The organism is Rhizobium sp. R634, from assembly GCF_002211305.1.
In the GTDB taxonomy this organism is placed as follows: domain Bacteria; phylum Pseudomonadota; class Alphaproteobacteria; order Rhizobiales; family Rhizobiaceae; genus Rhizobium.
Genome location: NZ_LOKW01000012.1, coordinates 153,932 through 172,722, shown reverse-complemented (window position 1 = coordinate 172,722; position 18,791 = coordinate 153,932). Strand labels below are relative to the sequence as shown.

General features: G+C 61.6%; 16 protein-coding genes. 6 read left to right on the top strand and 10 right to left on the bottom strand.

Translation table 11 applies throughout. The features are described 5' to 3' along the window. Positions 1–5: 5 nt before the first annotated feature. Positions 6–1,187 carry an ROK family transcriptional regulator gene (locus ATY77_RS14955; RefSeq protein WP_088687935.1) on the bottom strand — a complete coding sequence of 394 codons (1,182 nt, stop codon included), beginning with the start codon at positions 1,185–1,187 and terminating at the stop codon, positions 6–8. 313 nt (positions 1,188–1,500) lie between these two features. On the opposite strand from ATY77_RS14955, the gene ATY77_RS14950 reads away from it, so the two are divergent. Next, on the top strand, positions 1,501–3,258 hold the full coding sequence (locus ATY77_RS14950; RefSeq protein WP_088687934.1) for a glycogen debranching protein: 1,758 nt from the start codon (positions 1,501–1,503) through the stop codon (positions 3,256–3,258). 14 nt (positions 3,259–3,272) lie between these two features. On the opposite strand, the gene ATY77_RS14945 is transcribed toward ATY77_RS14950, so the two are convergent. Beyond that, entirely contained in the window at positions 3,273–3,893 is a 621-nt protein-coding gene (locus ATY77_RS14945) for a GNAT family N-acetyltransferase (RefSeq protein WP_088687933.1), read from the bottom strand. 176 nt (positions 3,894–4,069) lie between these two features. Between ATY77_RS14945 and ATY77_RS14940 the strand changes: the two genes are divergently transcribed. From ATY77_RS14940 to ATY77_RS14930, 3 genes are all read left to right on the top strand, one after another. Then, positions 4,070–5,404 carry an extracellular solute-binding protein gene (locus ATY77_RS14940; protein ID WP_088687932.1) on the top strand — a complete coding sequence of 445 codons (1,335 nt, stop codon included), beginning with the start codon at positions 4,070–4,072 and terminating at the stop codon, positions 5,402–5,404. Between the two features lie 129 nt (positions 5,405–5,533). Beyond that, the gene (locus tag ATY77_RS14935) at positions 5,534–6,427 is read left to right on the top strand and encodes a sugar ABC transporter permease (RefSeq protein ID WP_088687931.1); all 894 of its coding nucleotides are present in this window, start codon (positions 5,534–5,536) and stop codon (positions 6,425–6,427) included. Then, positions 6,427–7,260, top strand: coding sequence for a carbohydrate ABC transporter permease (locus ATY77_RS14930; protein WP_088687930.1), 834 nt, complete (start codon positions 6,427–6,429; stop codon positions 7,258–7,260). Before ATY77_RS14935 ends, ATY77_RS14930 begins: the two co-directional genes overlap by 1 nt. Before the next feature lie 7 nt (positions 7,261–7,267). On the opposite strand, the gene ATY77_RS14925 is transcribed toward ATY77_RS14930, so the two are convergent. Genes ATY77_RS14925 through ATY77_RS14910 form a run of 4 tightly spaced genes read right to left on the bottom strand, consistent with a single transcriptional unit; the run spans position 7,268 to position 11,873 of the window. Then, on the bottom strand, positions 7,268–8,509 hold the full coding sequence (locus tag ATY77_RS14925) for an O-antigen ligase family protein (RefSeq protein ID WP_088687929.1): 1,242 nt from the start codon (positions 8,507–8,509) through the stop codon (positions 7,268–7,270). Next, the gene (locus ATY77_RS14920) at positions 8,506–10,068 is read right to left on the bottom strand and encodes an undecaprenyl-phosphate glucose phosphotransferase (RefSeq protein WP_088687928.1); all 1,563 of its coding nucleotides are present in this window, start codon (positions 10,066–10,068) and stop codon (positions 8,506–8,508) included. The genes ATY77_RS14925 and ATY77_RS14920 overlap by 4 nt, the downstream gene beginning before the upstream one ends. Positions 10,069–10,124: 56 nt before the next feature. Further along, on the bottom strand, positions 10,125–11,294 hold the full coding sequence (locus ATY77_RS14915; protein WP_088687927.1) for a glycosyltransferase family 4 protein: 1,170 nt from the start codon (positions 11,292–11,294) through the stop codon (positions 10,125–10,127). A gap of 3 nt (positions 11,295–11,297) precedes the next feature. After that, positions 11,298–11,873: a polysaccharide biosynthesis/export family protein gene (locus tag ATY77_RS14910; RefSeq protein WP_010060356.1), complete on the bottom strand. Its 576-nt coding sequence runs from the start codon at positions 11,871–11,873 to the stop codon at positions 11,298–11,300. 189 nt (positions 11,874–12,062) lie between these two features. Here ATY77_RS14910 and ATY77_RS14905 point away from each other — a divergent pair, with 189 nt between their 5' ends. Then, positions 12,063–14,228 (top strand): Wzz/FepE/Etk N-terminal domain-containing protein, encoded by a 2,166-nt coding sequence (locus ATY77_RS14905; protein ID WP_088687926.1) that lies wholly within the window; start codon positions 12,063–12,065, stop codon positions 14,226–14,228. A gap of 4 nt (positions 14,229–14,232) precedes the next feature. Here the strand turns inward: ATY77_RS14905 and ATY77_RS14900 are convergent, their stop codons facing one another. Beyond that, on the bottom strand, positions 14,233–15,474 hold the full coding sequence (locus ATY77_RS14900; protein ID WP_088687925.1) for a GNAT family N-acetyltransferase: 1,242 nt from the start codon (positions 15,472–15,474) through the stop codon (positions 14,233–14,235). Positions 15,475–15,593: 119 nt separating this feature from the next. Next, the gene (locus ATY77_RS14895; RefSeq protein ID WP_088677206.1) at positions 15,594–15,803 is read right to left on the bottom strand and encodes a DUF2842 domain-containing protein; all 210 of its coding nucleotides are present in this window, start codon (positions 15,801–15,803) and stop codon (positions 15,594–15,596) included. A gap of 115 nt (positions 15,804–15,918) precedes the next feature. Between ATY77_RS14895 and ATY77_RS14890 the strand changes: the two genes are divergently transcribed. Beyond that, complete coding sequence (locus tag ATY77_RS14890; protein ID WP_088688233.1) at positions 15,919–17,022, top strand: COX15/CtaA family protein; 1,104 nt, start codon at positions 15,919–15,921, stop codon at positions 17,020–17,022. A 10-nt stretch (positions 17,023–17,032) separates the two neighbouring features. Here ATY77_RS14890 and ATY77_RS14885 read toward each other — a convergent pair whose 3' ends face one another. Then, the gene (locus tag ATY77_RS14885; RefSeq protein WP_088677208.1) at positions 17,033–17,824 is read right to left on the bottom strand and encodes a sulfite exporter TauE/SafE family protein; all 792 of its coding nucleotides are present in this window, start codon (positions 17,822–17,824) and stop codon (positions 17,033–17,035) included. 4 nt (positions 17,825–17,828) lie between these two features. Further along, complete coding sequence (gene argC / locus ATY77_RS14880) at positions 17,829–18,761, bottom strand: N-acetyl-gamma-glutamyl-phosphate reductase (protein WP_088677209.1); 933 nt, start codon at positions 18,759–18,761, stop codon at positions 17,829–17,831. Between the last annotated feature and the right edge of the window lie 30 nt (positions 18,762–18,791).

Below are 18,791 nucleotides of genomic sequence, written 5' to 3'. Positions count from 1 at the left end.
ATTCTTCAGATTTCCCTGAATTTTACGCCAAACAGATCGTCATGCATGCGCTCGACCGCGATCCCCACGCCTCCGATGAGGGAGGCTCGGTTCCCGAATCGGCTGATCTCGATGCGCGGCGGGTAGGGCGTGCAGCGCGGCAGGAAACGCCGGATGGCGTCTGCCAACTCCGGTCTGGCGCCGATGCTGCCGCCGACGATCACCATCTCGGGGTCGAGAGTCGCTCCGATCGCGGCTATGGCGACCGCCACCAGTCTGGCCGTCTCTTCGATCGCGGCCACGGCGCTTGTTTCTCCTGCGTTGAACGCGGCGAAGAGATCGGCGACGGTGGAGGCGTTGCGTCCGCCGAACCCGGTGTAGCGGCGCAGCATCGCGACACTGCCGACCGCGCTCTCAAAAGTGCCGAGCGTAAACCCGCCGGGATCGAAAGCATCTCCGCCGATCGGAAGATAGGCGATTTCGCCGGCCGCTCCTCGCGCGCCGCGCATCAGAGCACCGTTTGCGATGATGCCCATGCCGACGCCCGTTCCGAGAGCAATGAAAGCAAAATTGCCCGTTTCGACACCATGTCCCCGCCAGCGCTCCCCTTGCGCGGCCAGGTTGACGTCATTTTCGACGATGACGGGTATGCCCATTCTGTCGCTGAAGACCTGCTTCAGGTTTATGGCGTCGATGCCGGGGATGTTCGGCGCCACGTTGATGTGTCCGGTCACCGGATCGAGCACGCCGGGGCTGCCCAGAACCACGAGGCGGAGTTTGTCAGCGGTCGTCCCGGCCGCAAGCGCAAGCTCGGCGATGAGATCGCTGAACTGATTGACGAGATGCATTCCGCCGCGCGGGTCGGTCGGTACCTTGGTTTCGGCAACGACATTTCCCAAGAGATCGCAAACAGCCGCCGCGATCTTGGTGCCCCCGAGATCGATGGAGACCGCCAGGCCCGCTCTGGCATTGATCTCGTAGGTGATGGCATTCCGGCCCGGACGGCCGTCTGTCTGCCCGACGGGCTTCAGCCATCCGTCATTTTCGAGGTCGCGCACGACATCGGAAATCGTCTGTTTCGACAAGCCGGTCAGCTTGGCGATATCGGCGCGGGAGATTGACCCGTTCGCCAGAACGGTTCGGATCACCGCATTCGTGGAAATTTTTCGTGCGATGGGAGTCTGAGTGACAGGAGATGTCTTTGCCATCCGGATAGCCCGTTCCAATTAGTTCGGAGCGCATACTTAATGAGGGCCATATTGGGTTGCAATTATCGCGACAACCCGGACTTTGGTACACCGTCTCCGACAATTTGTCTATGTCCTTGACAAATGCGGGTCGGCCTGTAGGTTGGAATGAACGTGCGATGATGTGCACGGCGTAGAGGGTCAAGGAAAACTATGAGCCATACGTATCGTCCGGTTAGCCGCGCTCCCGTCGAGATCGCCCGAAGAGGACTATCTGGCCGCTTCCTCTTTCGCGTCCTGATATCTCCTTGATTTTCCTGCCGGGGATCTGCTCATGATAAAGCCCTCGACTGATGGACAGCTTTCTTCCGATGAAACCGTTCTGCTGCCGGTCATGGCGCCGCGTCTTCAGGCGGACGTTCATCCGGAGGGATATGCCGATCTTGCTTTGTGGGGCGCCGGCAGCCTGGGGCGCGTGAGATTTTCTCAAATCGGCGGCCCTTTTACCTATGCGCCGAACCGCATCCTGTCGAAACATGGCGGCGTATTCGTTGCGCAGTCGCTGCCGGTGATGCTGATCAGAGGAGTGCGCCTTCAGGGCGTATATCCGGCGCGTCGTTGTGCCTGGTGGCACGAGCCGGACCGGGAAGGCGCTCGGGCAAGCGTCACGCGCGACGGTGACCGGCAGACGTTCGAAATGGCCTGGGGTGTGCTGATCGTGGAGGTCTCGGCCTCCGATCTGCGGATTGCCGTCGGCGCCTCGCGAGACGAAGCCGAGAAGGCTTTGGGGCTTACGGGTGAAGCCATCATTGCGGAGGCCGCTGAATATGCGGCGCGTTGCGATATGGCGCCGCAAGCCGACCCGCTGATGCGCAGCATGGTCAGCCAGGGCGTGCACGCCGCCCTTTCCAGCATAAGGCGCGATGAAAACGGCACCTTCGCCGGTCTCGCTGCCGGGCAGGCCTATAGCGCCCCGGCGCGGACCTATTACCGCGACGGCTATTGGACGATGCAGCCTCTGCTGACGCTTGCGCCGGAGGCGGTGCGCGATGAAATCCGGCTGCTCGCCAAGGGGGTGCAGCCGGATGGAGAAGCTCCGAGCGGCGTGATCCTGACGGGGCCGGCGCAGTCAGAGGCATGGCAGCGCTTTGTCGCCGACAGCAAGGCCAACCCCAAAATTCACAAAAAGGCAGTTCCGGAGTACCACAACCGTCCGCAGGACTGGTGGAGCGATCACTTTGACAGCCCGCTTTTCTTCATTCTCTTTCTGAGCGATTATTTCGACGCGACCAAAGACGCGGCGGAGGTAGAGCGGTATTGGCCGGTCGTTAAGGCAATCACGGATCGTTATCTCAGCCTGGCCGGGCCGGACAGCGTTCTGCCGCTCAAACCGCGCAACGACCGTGACTGGGCCGACAACGTCTATCGGGAGGGCCTCGTCTCCTACGATCTAGGCCTTTTCGTCGGCGCCATGGAGGCGGTGGCGAGGCTCGGCGAGGGCCACGATCCGGCTCTTGCCGAACGTGCAGGCAAGTCCGCCAATCTTGCCCGCCAGGAAATCGAGGACAAGCTCTTCGTGCCGGCAACGGGCGGATATGTGGACTATGGAACGCCCGGCGCCTTCGTCGAGGATCATCTGGCGCTCGACAGCCTGACCTTGTCCCGGTTTGGCGCGATCTCCAAGCAGAAGGCCGTCGGCCTGCTCAAGGCTTTTGAAAGCAAGCTGGAAACGCGCAACAATCAAGCGCAGCCCTATGGCAATTGGGGGGTCATGTGCGTCTATCCGCCGTTCAAGCGGCCGAGTGATTTGCGATCCAAGACAGCATTTCCCTACCGCTACCACAACGGCTCGGACTGGCCCTATTGGGATGGCGCCTATGCCGAAGAACGCCTTCGCCATGGACTTGGAGGCGCACGCTACGCCTTGACGCGCTGGTGGGAAACCTGCCTCGACAATGGCTGGATCGGAGCGGTGGAATATTTCTCCCCGCCTTATGGGCGCGGTTCCCTGCTTCAGGGCTGGAGCGCCATGCCGGCCGCGGTCGTCCTGAAATACGGGTTGGACGCAGCCAATGCGGAGGCGATGTCATGACCGTTGCGGCGCCGTCAGCTTTGGCCAGATCTTCCATCGATCCGCATGGCAAAGGCTACCGCGTCATCCTGCTCGAGCTCGGAGAACCCGAGATGGCGGTAGAATCCCCTCGCGGCTTCGTTCTTGGGGTCGACACCGAGATGCACCGCCCTGACCCCGTGCTGCCTCAGCGCCTCCAGCTCGGCGTTGATCATTTTGCGTCCCCAACCACTCGCCTGCCGACCGGGCAGGATGTTGATATGGAGGTGCGCGGGATATTCGTCTTGAAGCCACGGCGTTCCGCTGCGCGGATTATGAATCCGCTCTATCACGTCGGCGTCGCGCGGACGGGCGGGCGTAAGACCAGCGATCTGCCGGCGCACGAGCGGCCACCAGTTCGTCTCCAGGTCTCTGTCGAACCGGCTGGTATCCGGCACGCCGACGACATAGCCGACCGTACGGCCGTCCTGAACCAGGACGAAAGCAAAGTCCTTGGCGAACTTGAGATAAGGCACCGACCAGATGTAGCCCGGCAGATGCGGGTCGCTGTAAAGGGCGCTGGCATCCTTGCCGCCGTCCGCGGTCTTCAGGCAGATTTCGAAAAGCGCCTCGCTGTCCGCGTCTGTTGCCGGGCGGATGAAACAGTTGCTGTCCATCACTTTGCCACCTCCTGCGTGGCGTTTTGTCATTTCTGGTTGCGAGGGAGGCTCATGCATTGACGATTACCTCAGATTCGCCGGCCCGGCAAAGCTCTGGGGAAGAAAACGTTCGGCCGCTGCTTGGCGCGAGGCCTGAACGGGGAGTGGAGAATAAACCAAATAAGGTGGAACCCATGAAAAGAAGAGCGAAATCGATCAACATACTGTCGGCATGCCAATTGAGAGCAGCCGTCGCGCTTGCCGGCGCGGCGCTTGTAAGTTTCAGCCTTTCCGCCGCGCGCGCGGCCGATCTGCCGGTATGGGACGACCAGACCTATGAAGGTCAGAGCGCGGTCATCGAGCAGCTGAACAAGGACTTCGAAGCTGCCCATCCCGGCGTCACGATCAAACGCACCGCCCGCACCTTCGACGACATGAAGCTGACGCTGAAGCTTGCCGTTTCGGCAGGCGACGGCCCGGTCGTCACCAAGGTCAACCAGGGCGCAGGCGACATGGGCGCGATGGTCAAGGAAGGCCTGCTGTTGCCGGTTGACGACTACATCAAGAAATACAGCTGGGATAAGCGCCAGTCGGATTCCGTCCTTGCCCGAGACCGCTGGGAGGATGGAAAATTCGGGGTCGGCAAGACCTACGGCATATCGGGCCTCGGCGAGATCGTCGGCCTCTACTATAACAAGAAGATCCTCGCCGACGCGGGAGTCGAGGTGCCGAAAACCTTCGAGGAACTCTTGGCCGGGCTTGATAAGCTGAAGGAAAAAGGCGTTGCGCCCTTCATGATGGGCTCCGCGAAGCAGCATCTGGCGCTCCATATGATCGGCGCCATCGAGCAGGCGCATATCGATGCCAGCAATCGCGCCGAACTTGATGATCTGATCTACGGCAGGGGCGGCTCCTGGAACACCAAGGGGAATATCGAATCCGCCAAGCTCGTGCAGCAATGGGCACAGGGCGGCTATTTTTTCCCTGGTTTCGAAGGCATCTCGGGTGACGACGCCGTCCAGCTGTTCATATCGGGGCAGGGGGCGTTCCTGATTTCCGGCACCTGGTATTTTGGGGATATGCAACACAATCCGGATATTGCCTTTATGGCCATTCCTGCCCCGAAAGGCGTTTCCAAGCCGTTGAGTGTCGGCGGCGTGGACCTTGCCTGGGCGATAACGAGCCTTGCCAAGGAAAAGGCAACCCAGGATCTCGCCGGCGAATATATAGACTACATGGTTTCTGAGAAGGCTGCCGAAACCTGGGCCAATGCAGGCTATCTTCCTGCAACATCGCTGGCGGCGGACGCAAAGCCGAAGCTCACGCCGCTGCTCACCAGCGGTATCGAGATGTGGAAGACGCTCAATGCCAACGACGCTCTCGGCCACTATCCCGATTGGTCGAGCCCGACGATGCTGAAGACGATAGACGACAACACGCCTCTTCTGCTGTCCGGCAATATTACGCCTGAAGCCTTCGTCGATGCCATGGACAAGGATTACCAGGCCTACCTGAAGGACAAGAAATAAGAGTTTGCACACAGGCCACGGCCGCTCGCCATGCGGCCGTGGCCTGTTTCTGCTGGATATAGGTTCAACGGGCACGGCGATTTCGGCTTGCGGCGCGATGACCATAGCTTTGGCTTGACGGAGTCCTGGATGAAACGCTCCAAACTCGATGGTTCCCAACGCACCAATTTGATCTATCTGCTGCCCGGGCTGCTGCTCTATACGGCTTTTGTTTTCGGGCCGATCGTTGCGGCCTTGGGCTTGAGTCTGACCAGCTGGGACGGCGTGAGCATGCCGAGATGGGTTGGCCTCAGCAATTATCTCGATCTGTTTTCCGACAGTCGTTTTTATATTGCCTTGCGCAACAACGCCCAGCTGATGATCTTCTATTGTGTGCTGCCGCTCGTGCTCGGCATCACTCTTGCCGCCTGCGTCTGGAACCTGAAGCAGCGCGAACAGCTCGCCCTGCGGACGTTCCTGTTCCTGCCCTACATCATGCCGACGGCTGTTTTGGGCATCATCTGGGCATGGCTCTACAATCCCGCCTTCGGCCCGTTCAATCAATTTCTGCGGGCTGTGGGATTGGGCATGTTCGCTCTGCCCTGGCTCGGCAATTTCAATTTCGCGCTTTCCGCGGTCGGGATCGTCGCGACATGGTATTTCTTCGGCTTCTGCATGGTCATCTTCCTGACGGGAATTCAGCGCATCGACCCGTCGCTTTTCGACGCGGCCAAGGTCGATGGCGCCTCGGCGCGCAAAACCTTCTTCTGGGTAACGCTGCCGCTTCTCCTGCCTGAGATAAGAGTGGTGCTGCTTTTGACCGTCATCGCGTCGATCAAGAGCTTCGACCTGATTTTCACGATGACCCGCGGCGGGCCTGCGAACGCGACACTCGTGCCGAACATCTACATGTATCAGCTCGGTTTCGAGCTCAATCGCTTCGGCGCGGCGGCGGCCATCGCCATCGTCGGCGCGGCTCTCACATTCATTATCAACTATGCCATTCACCGGTTCGTGGGCTCACAAAGCAAAGGGGTGGTTTGATGAGCCGTTCATCCAATATCCCCGCCGGTGCGCTATCCCTGCGCATTCTCCTCTGGCTTCTCGCTTTCGTAACGATCACGCCGTTCCTGCTTCTGCTTCTGACCTCGGTGAAGAGCAAGGCCGACGTTTTGAAGGGTGCCTTTGCCCTGCCGGCATATCCGCACTTCGAAAATTACCTCGATGCGTGGAATGCCGGGCATTTCAATATTTACTTCTGGAATTCGATCATCGTCGTCATACCGGTCGTCGCAGCCAGCGTCTTTCTCGGTCTGCTGACGGGCTTCGCCTTCGCCTTCCTGTCTTTTCCGCTCCGGCGCACGCTGTTCGCCATCCTGACGCTTGGCATGATGGTGCCGGCGGAGGCCTTCATCATCCCGCTTTATTATGAGATGCGCTACCTCGGATGGATCAATACCTATGCCGCGGTGATCGTGCCGCAGATCGCCATGTCGATCCCGTTCTCGACGATCTTCCTCGCCAGCGCGATGCAGCAATTGCCGGAGGAAATTCTGGAAGCCGCGGTCCTCGACGGCGCAGGACGCTTCTACATCCTTCGCAAGATTGTCGTCCCCCTCATGGTGCCGGCAATGTCGACACTGGCGCTGTTCCTGTTCATATGGACCTGGAACGAGTTTCTCATTCCCTTCATTCTGGTCAATGACGATGCCTATCGGACGCTGCCTCTCGGCATGCTGTTTTTCCAGGGGCGCTACACGGTCAATACGCCGGTGCTGACCGCCGGTGCCGTGATCGTCATCGCCCCGCTGATCGTGACGTATCTCATCTTCCAGCGGCGGTTTATCGCCGGCTTGACGGCAGGGGCGACGAAATAGACCGCCCTCACGCCGCTGCCACGGAGCTTCGGCGCCTGTGCCGCGCTTCCAGCGCGACACAGCCCCAGACCGTGCCGAAGAGCAGATAGACGTGCCGCCAATGGTCGATGTCGATGACGTTGCCGATTGCCGCATGGCCGAGCACGGAAATCCAGGCGATCATAAGGAAAGGTTGCCAGGGCCGGTCAAGCAGCAGGTTGCGAAAGCCTATGGTGAGCGTCCAGATCAGCATGCCGACATAGCTGACGAAGCCGAGCCAGCCATAGCTGGTCAGCGATTTCAGCCAGATATTGTGCTCGTCCTCGGGAAACATCGTGCCGAACACCAGCGGCCCGATGCCGAGCGGGCGCTCCATCATCATGGTGAAGCCGATCCTGTGGCGCTCGAAACGGCCGAGATGCTCGCCGTCATATTGCTGCACCAGTTGCGCGCGGGCCGAAAACAGTTCTGCGACCTTCGGGATCTGCAGCGCCACCAGCAGTGATGCGACCAGCATGATGATCGCCGCCAGCGACAGGATCAGGACTCGCAAGCGAAAGGCGCCGCTGCGCTCTTTCAGCAGCATGATGAAGATCAGCAGCAGCACGCCGAGAGCAAAGAGGCCCCAGGCGGCGCGGGAAAAGGACAGGAAGATACCGAGCGCAATCACCAGCAGGGCTACGGCCTTCAATGGCGATTTCTTCAGGTCGCCGACAAGGATGCCGTGAATGAGGTGGAGCGACGGCGGCACCAGGAAGGGGCCGAAAACGTTCGGATCCTGGAAGGCGCCTTTGGCGCGGTCGTAGAGCGTGAACACCTCGGAGCCGGGAAAGGCGTGGAAATAGCCGAGCACGCCGAGCGCCGACGTGGCGACGGCGGCGAAGGCCCAGGCGTTGAAGATCAGCGGCAGCCGCTTGTGGCTGTCCTCGATGATCGCCGCGTAGAAGACCGCCGTCAGCGCCAGGAAGGTCGAGACGGCGATATACATCGGCCCCGTCGCCAGGTCCTTCATCTGCGTCAGCGACAGCATGCCGCCGATATTGAAGGTGAGGAGCAGGGCAAGCAGCGGCGCCACGCTGCGCGAGATCTTCAGGCCGAGGATGAACCAGAGACCGATCAGCCCCGCCATCCAGAGTTCATAAGGCGCGGGCTCGTCGATGACGAAGCCGGAAAGGAAGACGCCGAAGGCGACGAAGGCCGAGCCGATCAAGCGCAGCGTCATCCGCTGCGGCTGGGCGACACGCGAATATGTCGCCTCGATCGCGCTCAATAGGCATTTTCCGTGTTGAGCAGCCGGATCGGCGTCAGGAACAGGATCTTGAGATCGAACCAGAGCGACCAGTTCTCGATATAATAGAGATCGTAGGCCGTGCGGAACTTGATCTTCTCGTCATTGTCCACTTCGCCGCGCCAGCCATTGATCTGCGCCCAGCCGGTGACACCAGGCTTGACGCGGTGGCGGGCGAAATAGCCTTCGACGACATCGGCGAAGGCGCGGTCACGTGCCTGGGCAAGAACCGCATGCGGACGCGGGCCGACGAGGGAAAGCTCGCCGCGCAGCACGTTGAAAAGCTGCGGCAGTTCGTCGATCGAAGTCTTGCGGATGAAGCGGCCGACACGGGTGACGCGCGGATCGCCTTTGGTCACCGCGGCCTTGCCTGTGGGGTCGGCCATGTTGGTATACATCGAGCGGAACTTGAAGACGTTGATGACTTCATTGTTGAAGCCGTGACGCTTCTGCATGAAGAAAACCGGGCCTTCGGAGGTCGCCTTGATGGCAATCGCGGTCGCGACCATCAGCGGCCAGAGCAGCGCAAGGGCGACCACGGTGAAGAAGATGTCGAAGCTGCGCTTGGCAACGGAATCCCAGTCGCGGATCGGCTTCTTGAAGATGTCGAGCATCGGCACCGAGCCGACATGCGAATAGGCGCGCGGCCGGAAACGCAGCCGGTTGGCATGCGCGGCCAGGCGGATATCCACGGGCAGCACCCAGAGCTTCTTCAGAAGGTCGAAGATGCGAGCCTCGGCCGAAAGCGGCAAAGCGATGATCAGCATGTCGATGCGCGTCAGCCGCACGAATTCGACGAGTTCGGCCACGGTGCCGAGCTTCGGGTAGCCGGCGACCATGATCGGCGAGCGCTTCTCGCCGCGATCGTCGAAGATGCCGCAGATGCGGATGTCGTTGTCGGCCTGCTGTTCGAGGATGCGGATCAGCTCCTTGGCCGGTTCGCCGCCGCCGACGATGACGGCGCGCCGCTCCATGATGCCGTTGCGCGCCCAGTTGCGGATACCGTAGGAAACGAGGAAACGCTCGGCTGCAAGGAAGAGCGCGCCCGCCACGAACCAGGGGATATAGGCATCGACCATCGCCCATGTCGTCCCGCGGACCAGGGCGAAAAAGCCGGCAGTCAGGATAAGCGCGATCGTCCATGAGGCGAGGATGCGCGGCATCAGCCTGAGTTTGGCCCGAAGCGCAGGGATGGTGTAGGTGTCGGCAAGCTGCAGACCGACGACCGTCAGGGCCGAAGCGATAGCCGCCATGCCGGCGCGCATCAGCGGGGTATCGCTGCCATCGCCGGGCCAGAAATAGTGGGCTATCAGGGCGATGGCGAAGAGCGCCAGGAATTCCAGAAGCCGCAACTGACCGATGATGATCACGGGCGATTGCGGACCGTCGCGGAACTGTTCGGCGATTTGCCGAGCATAGGGATTGATCTCGATCGGCCCGGAAGATTTCTCCTCGGCCGCATCGCCGCGCGCCTCGACATCGGAAACCTGCCTGCGCAGTGCTTCTACGTCGAACTGATCGCCTTTTTCCAGTTTGTTCATGGGGTTTTGTCGCTCGTTGTCAGCAAGCGAAATACCAGAAAGCCCCTAAGAAATATTTACGAGGCGACGGGCATTGCTTGCCTGGCCGCGGGATCGACGAGCTCATGGTACAATTTCAGAACATCCTGCGCCATCACGGCCGAGGAAAACACGGCCTTTACTGCTTCACGCGTGGGCATTGTTCTGGCGTGCCAGCCGGGCGTGCTCAGCGCTTCCGCCATGACGCGGGCGAGATCATCGGAATTGTCAGGCTCCACCAGGGCCGGGCTGTGCTTGCCGAGCACCTCGGGAATGCCGCCGACGCGACTTGCAATGATCGTCTTGCCGGCGCCCAGCCCTTCGAGCACGATATAGGGCATGGCTTCGGCGCGAGAGGGAACGACGAGGTTCTGCGCCATGGCGAAGGCTTCGTGGATGCGCATCGCCGGCAGCATGCCGATACGCTTGCCGAGGCCGCGTTCCACCATCATTTCCCGGTAGCGGTCACGGTCAGGCCCGTCGCCGATCATCAGCGCCGAAAGCGGCCGGCCGAGCAGCCGCTCGGTCTTGGCGAAGGCATCGACAAACAGATCGGGACCCTTGAGGTCCCGGAGCATGCCGACATAGATGAAGTGCACAGCGTCCGACCGGGTGTGGATCGGTTCGAACTCCCGTTCGCCGATGCCGTTGTAGATCAGTTGCGTCTTCGTCCGTGGCTTGCCCACCTTGCGCGCATAGGTGTCGCGTTCATATTCGCAGATGAAGACCAGCGCATCGGTGAAATATTCCTGCAGGCGCTCCATCCTGAGGACGAACTGTCCTGTGAAGGAGGAGCGCGAATAATGCAGGCTTCCGCCATGGGCGGTATAGAGGCGGGCTACGCGATACCTGTTCACCCGCAAGGCTGAGCCGGCAAGTCGCGCGAGCACGCCGCCCTTGGCGCCGTGCCCGTGCAGCACATCCGGCCGCAAACTTTTGATTTTCTTATATGTATCCCACATCGTCGCGATATCGGACGGGCTGACCGAGCGCCGGATCGGCACGCGTGTCAGACCGAGCGAGAGATAGGGACGGATATCGTCGAAAAGGCTGTCCTCGTGTTCGCCGCCGGTCGAGCTGTCGCAGAGAATGCCGATTTGATGACCGGCCTTGCTGTGCTCCTCGACGAGATCGCGGACATGGCGGAAGATCCCGCCGACCGGCGACCTGAAGCAATGGAGGATGCGGAGCGGCTTCTGTTTCGTCATCGCTCAGAAGAGCCGTTCGCGGACGTAGATCGTGTCGCCGGCGATGATCGGCCCCGATATGTTGATGCGGCCGGTCAGCACCTGTCCGTTGATCTTACGGGTCACGTCGACCATGCTCTGGTTGGCGCGGCTGGTGAAGCCGCCGGCAACCGCGATTGCGTTCTGCACGGTCATGCCGGGAACATAGGCATACTGGCCGGGCTGGCCGACTTCGCCCATGATGAAGATCGAGCGGTAGCGATCGACATCGATGGTGACGTCGGGATCGCGAAGATAGCCCTGCTGCAGTTTCTGGGCGATCTGTCCCGAGAGCTGCTGCAAGGTCCGGCCACGGGCAGGGACCTGGCCGATGAGGGGGAAGGCGATATAGCCGGCCTGATCCACCGTATAGGTGTTGGTCAGGCTCTGCTGATCGAAGACAGTGATGCGCAGCCGGTCGCCGCTATCGAGCGTATACGGCTGGATGGTCGCCTCGTTGAAGGCTTTCGGAGCCGGCTTATACGTCGTGCAGCCGCCCAATGCTGCCGTCATGGCTGCAAGGCTCAGGGCCAAAAGGATCTTGGGCGGGGCGACAGACATCCGCTTGTGCTCACAGAAAATGAACTCGGTGATGTCGTTATCGATCCGTTAGGGTTAATGCCCGGTAAAAAACCTCTGCGATTTCCCGAGTTCCTTGCTGATCGGTGCTTATTTCTTGGAAGTTCGCCATTAACCGTTGAGTTACCATGGTCGTTTACGCTTACGGCACATTTGTTGTGGAGTAAGAGCATGTCCGGCGTAGTGCGTGATCAGGATGTGGACATCGACCTCGGCCAGTTGGCCCGCGCGGTTTGGGCGCGCCGTCTCAGGATTTTGACGATTACCCTCATGGCGGCGGGCGCCGCCTTTGCCGGCGCCAAGCTGATGTCGCCGCAATATCGCAGCGAGACACGCCTTCTCATCGAGCCGCGTGCGCCGGCCTTTGCCAGCACCCAGCAGGTCAATGACGCGAGCGCCAGCCCGCTGATGGACGAATTGAACATCGCGAGCCAGGTGCAGCTCCTGCAATCGGCCGATCTCCTCAAGCGGGTGATCAACGATCTCAAGCTCTATGACCTGCCAGAATTCGACGATGCCGCCAGCGGCTCGGCGATGAGCAGCATCCTGGTGAAGCTGCACCTGAAGAAGAACCCGCTGGAAAATCCGCCGGAAGAGCGCGTCATCGACGCCTTCATCGAACGTCTGCAGGTCTATCAGGTGCCGGGGTCGCGCGTCATCGGCATCACCTTCACCTCCAAGGACCCGAAGCTCGCCGCCGCCATTCCGAACGCCATGGCGAAGGTCTATCTCTCGATCCAGAGCGGCGCCAAGCTGGATTCCAATTCGGAAGCGACGCGCTGGCTGGAGCCGGAGATCGAAAGCCTGCGGCAGAAAGTCTCCGAGGCCGAGAAGAAAGTGGCCGAATATCGCACCACCTACGGCCTGTTGCAGACGAACGGCACGACCACCTTTCCGGCCCAGCAGCTGAATGACATCTCCGCAGAATTGACCCGTGTGCGCGGCGACAAGGCCAATGCCGAGGCGAGGGCGCAGGCGGTGCGCAATGCGTTGTCTTCGGGCGAGGCTTCCGACACGCTGCCCGACATCATGTCCTCGCAGGCAATCCAGCGGCTGAAGGCGACGGAATCCGGGCTGCAGTCGCAAATATCAGACCTCCAGACCAGCCTTCTCAACAGTCATCCGCGGCTGAAGAGCCTGCGCGCCCAGCTCTCCGATATCCGCGGCCAGATCCGCCAGGAGACGCAGAAGATCCTCGCCAGCATCGAAAACGAGGCGAAGGTCGCCGATCTCCGTGCCAGTGAACTGGAGCGCCAGAAGGACACGGTGCAGGCCAACAGCGCCCGCGCCGGCGAAGACGAAGTTGGCCTCAATGCGCTGGAGCGTGAGGCAAACGCGCAGCGCCAGTTGCTGGAAACCTATCTGGTTCGCTACCGCGAGGCCGCTTCCCGCGCCGACAGCAATTCGAGCCCCGCCGATGCCCGCATCGTTTCCAAGGCGATCGAGCCGGTCGATCCCTATTTCCCGAAGGTCGTGCCGATCGTCGTCGTTGCCGCCGTCGCGACGCTGATCGTCAGCGCGATCGTCATCATGCTGGCCGAACTCTTCAGCGGCCGGGCGCTGCGCGCCGTCGATATCGCCCCGAAGGCGTCCGATGAGGAAGCGGCCATCGAGGACGAGGCGCCGCAGGCCGCTCCGGTCGCCGTCGCCGCGAGAAGGCCTGTCCAGCCGAGCATGCTTGCCGCCGTCACGGATGAGGACGACGCAGTCGAGGAGCCTGAGGCCGCCGAAGAGGCGCCGGAGGACGAGAATGAATTCTCCATTGCATCGGTTGCGGATTATCTGACCGGCAGCCGAGCGCCCCTGGCGATAGCTATATCTCCGACCGGTGACAATGGCTCGGCGGCGACGGTTTTGTTGACCCGCATGCTCGCCGATGCCGGCCGCCGCGTCATCCTGGTCGACATGACCGGTTCCGGTTATCCGACCGAATTGATGGCTGAAGACCGGGCGGCACCTGGCGTCACCGATCTGCTTTGCGGCGAGGCGGCCTTTGGTGACACGATCCACGGCGACCGCCTTTCCGATGCCCATCTGATCCCGCAGGGCCGAAGCGACGCACGCCGCGCAATGCGTGGCGTCGACAGGCTGTCGCTGCTCCTCGATGCGCTCGCCGCCGCTTATGACCTCGTGGTCGTCGAATGTGGTGCGGCCGATGTCGCCGGTGTCTCGCGGCTGACGCACAGCCGCGACGTCGAGATCATCCTTTCCCTGCCGGAGATGGAAGAGACCGTCTTCGTGACGCTGATGACCGAATTCCAGGCCGCAGGTTACGAGCGCGTCGTGCTGATGTCGGGCGGCGAAGGGGCGAAGCAGGAATTCGGCCGCGCGGCTTGAGCCGTCAGCCGATTTTTGCCCGGATGCCCTGGGCGAATTTATAAAGTTTCGGGCGCGCCTTGATATGCGCCTTGCCGCGGGTCACGAGCCGGTGCGCAGCGCCGGCGGCGACGCCGAACGGCGTGATCGGCAGCACCACATCGTGATGCGCCGTCTCGACCGGCGCCCAGGAACGCTTGTAGGTCTGGTCGCCAAGGCCGAAATCGAACAGGGCCACGCCTTTGCCGTCCAGTGCCGAGATGGTCTGCCAGTAAAGGAATTCGCCCGGGCTCGTATCCGGCACGAGCTCTTCGTCGATTGCGCCGAACTGGCAGATGATGTGATCGCCCTTGCGCGAGATGCCCGAAATCGCGGCGATCCGGCCGTCGTTTTCGCCTTTGAGCCGCAGCGCATGCATCTGCAGCCCGAAATACTCCTTGGCTTCATCTCGGCTGTCGATGAGGCCGTGCAGGAAGGTCTTCGTCTCCTTGTCGGCGAAAACGTCCGGCAGGCCGAGGCTGGCGAAGCGAGCACTTTTCAGCCGGAAGAACGTATCGAGCAGGTCGTGCTGTTCTTCCGATGTTTCGGGAACGGCGTATTCGAAGCCGCCCGCCGCCTCGAGGCGCCGCGACTGAACCCGGAATTTCTTGCGCCGGCTCTTGGCGTTCAGTTGTTTCAGCGTCTCCTCGAAAGTGGAAAGGAGCGGCAGCTGGTAGGCGTGATTCTGGTTCTGGACCGTCGGCAGCCCCGTCAGCGGCGTCTGCCGCCCGCGCCATTCCAGCGGAATGTTCTGCAAGAGCAGCAGATCGGCCCGGCCCTTCAACGCATTCTGGAGCTGGCCGGCGAACTGGTCGGCGTCGATGCTTCCGCCGCTTCCTGCAAAGTTTTCGGAAAACAGGCCGGTATTGATGTTGCTGTGATCGGCAGCGATGAACTTGGCGACGGAAAGCCCGCGGGATTTGACAATCTCGACCGGCAGAATGAAAGCGGTCTCGCCGGCATGCGTGCCTTTGAGGATCGCAAGCGGCCGCTGAAAGGCGCCCACCCAGGCGGCGCACCAGTCATAGCTTTGGTGAAGCGACTGCAGATTGTCGCGCTCCAAGGCCCGCCAGTCGTCCTCCAGCGGCTGCATGCTGTCGAACACGCTGATGTCGATTTCGGCCATCGCGAGTTTCATGCTCAGCTGGCGCAGGTTTGAAAGGGCTGTTTCGGCCAAAGCTGCGTCATTTGACTGATGTTCATGGACATCGAGCTTTTGCGTCTGCACGGGTGGTCTCCGGTCAAGAATGCTGAGCGGAAGGTAGGGGTGCCTGACGTATATTTGGTTTAATCGCGCGGGGTGGGCGAGGTTTTCCGCCGATCACGGTTATTCGGCCGTTAATGGCCTCACTGCCGCCGCGGTCCGGCCATCCATTTGATGATCACCATTGCCGGCAAGACCCAGAGCAGGCCGGTCAGAAGGAAATAGAGAAGATGCCCCCACCAGGGCGCGTTGCCGAGTGTTGCCACCGCGATCGTATTGGCCAGCAGCGCATAGCCGAGCACGAGCACGATGATGAGGATCGTGCCGATGAATTTGCGGAGGCGGATGGGCATCGCTTATCTCTTGCAATGGATGGATCGAACCGGCGCGACGGCATGCCGCAAAGGTTCGGGGCTTGTTTTGCATGAGCCGGTGGGGCAAATCAACACCCGGATAGAAGGAGATATCATGGCCGTCGCGAACCTCACCACGGAACAGGCGATCCGCAGCGAAATGCGCAAGCAGGACCGCGACCGCCGCGCCGTGCGCCTTTGGCTCGGCTTCGTGCTCTTGACGCTCTTCTGTCTCGTGCTCGTCGGCGGTGCCACACGGCTCACCAATTCCGGCCTGTCGATCACCGAATGGAAGCCGATCCACGGCGTCATCCCGCCGCTGTCGGCTGCCGAATGGGAGGAGGAGTTCCGCCTTTACCAGCGCATTCCCGAATTTCAGCAATTGAACAGCTCCATGACCGTCGACGAGTTCAAGGGCATCTTCTGGTGGGAATGGGCGCATCGGCTGATCGCCCGCGGCATCGGCGTGATCTTTGCCCTGCCGCTCATCTATTTCTGGCTGACGGGGCGGATCGAGAGACGCCTGCGTTGGCCGCTCGCCGGCATCCTGGCGCTCGGCGGCCTGCAGGGCTTCATCGGCTGGTGGATGGTGTCCTCCGGTCTTTCGGTCCGCACCGACGTCAGCCAATACAGGCTCGCGACCCATCTCGTCATGGCCTGCCTGATCTTCGCCTCCTGCATGTGGATCATGCGCGGTCTCTCCAGACATTCGAATGATCCGGCGCCGGCACGAAGCTCGCGCGCATTTGCTGCCGCGATCGCCATTTTCTCGCTGTTCCAGATCTATCTCGGCGCGCTGGTGGCGGGGCTCGATGCAGGCTTTTCCTATAATACCTGGCCGCTGATGGACGGCGCGGTCGTCCCGTCGGATCTGCTGATCCAGCAGCCTTTCTGGATCAACGCCTTCGAGAATCCGAAGACCGTGCAGTTCATCCACCGCATCGGCGCCTATACGCTCTTCGCGCTCACGCTGATCAATATGGTGATCGCCCTTCGCGGCGCATCATGGACCACCCATGCGCGCCGCGCCGTCCTGCTTTTTGCGCTGGTGACGATACAAGCGGCGATCGGCGTCGCCACGCTCTTGATGCAGGTGCCGCTGCACTGGGGCCTGCTGCACCAGGCCGGCGCGCTGGTGGTCTTCGGCTTCGCCATCGCCAACTGGCGCGGCTTCTACGGTGAATATCCGCGCGAGACGCTGATCGCAGAGCATAACTGAAGAGAATCGTTCAGCGCAGCACCCCATCGAGCAGTGGCATGCCGATGATCGCCGCGGCAGCAATTAGCACGTAGCAGGCGATGCGGAAGGTCCGTTCCTCGGCAAGCCCGAAGAGTTTCGAACCACCGTAGAGGCCGATGGCATAACTCGGCAGGATGACGACGGTGAGCGCGAAGACGGCCGGCACGAACAGGCCGCCGACATAATAGCTGATGACGCTGAAGACGGTTGAGATCGAGAAATAAAGCACGACATTTGCCCTGACGCGCGTGCGGTCGCTCTTACCGCCGAGCCAGTAGGCGACCACAGGCGGCCCGCCGAGCTGTGCCGCGCCGCTGAAAAGCCCGGCGATCAGGCCGACGCCGCTGGTAAGCGGTGCGGAGGGCGCGCCGTGGTAACGCCACCCGGATACCAGAAGCGCAAGCAGGCTGATGGCGATGATCGCGATGCTCCAGCGCAAGAGCATCGGGTCCAGCAAAGCCAGTATGGCAGTGCCGGCCGGCACGCCAAGGGCAGCACCCGCCGCCATGATGAAGACCTCGCGTCGGTTGGCGCCGCGCCAGGCGGGCGGGATCATCCCGAGCGTCGCAACGCCATCGATTACGAGCAGGATCGGCGAGACCAGCTTCGGCCCGACGATCGCACCGCCGAGCGGAATGAAAATCAGCGCAGCGCCAAAGCCGGAGAAGCCGCGGGCAAGCCCGGCGATGACGGCGAAGGCCATCAGCGCATAGATGCCGTGGTCGGGTAGGGCGGCGGCAAACCATGCCTGCACGCCGGCGAAAAGCGCGTCCGGCGTCATGACGTCAGGAGGCGAGCATCAGGTCCATGTTCTGGACGGCGGCGCCCGAGGCGCCCTTGCCGAGATTGTCGAGCAACGCCACCAGATTGACCTGCGAGCCGCCTTCCTTGCCAAAGACGAAGAGCTTCATCGTGTCCTTGCCTTCGAGCTCGACGGCGTTGACGCGGGGGAGCGCCTTGCTTTCGGCGAGCGGCACGACGGTGACGATCTCCTGACCGGTATAATGGGCGACGAGTGCGGCGTGGATGCTTTCCATCGTCGTGCCCTCGGCGAGATCGTCGAGGTGCAGCGGCACCTGCACGATCATGCCCTGCGCGAACTTGCCGACGGATGGAGAGAAGATCGGTGCACGGTCGAGCAGGCCGTGCACGGTCATCTCAGGCACGTGCTTGTGGGTGAGCGGTAGGCCGTACAGGAAATGCGGTGCTGTGATCGCGTCCGGGTGATCCGGGTTTTCCATCTGCGCGATCATCTGCTTACCGCCGCCGGTATAACCGGAGACCGCGTTGACCGTCACCGGATAGCCGTCCGGCAGAATGCCGGCGGCGCGCAGCGGCCGGATGAGGCCGATTGCGCCGGTGGGATAGCAGCCGGGATTGGCGACGAAGCGGGCGGCCTTGATCTTGTCCGCTTGCGCATTGTCCATTTCGGCAAAGCCATAGGCCCAGCCGGGATTGACGCGGAAGGCGGTCGAGGTGTCGATGACCCGGACGTTGTTGTTGGCCGACACCATCTGCACCGCTTCCTTCGACGCGTCGTCGGGCAGGCAGAGAATGGCGATGTCGGCGCTGTTGAGCATGTCCTCGCGCATGGCGGCGTTGCGCCGCTCGGCCTCGGGAATGGACAGAAGCTCGACATCGCGGCGGCCGGCCATGCGCGTGCGGATCTGCAGACCCGTTGTGCCGTGTTCGCCGTCGATGAAGATTTTCGGTGCCATGTTAGACCTGCGCTTTCAATGGGTTCTGAA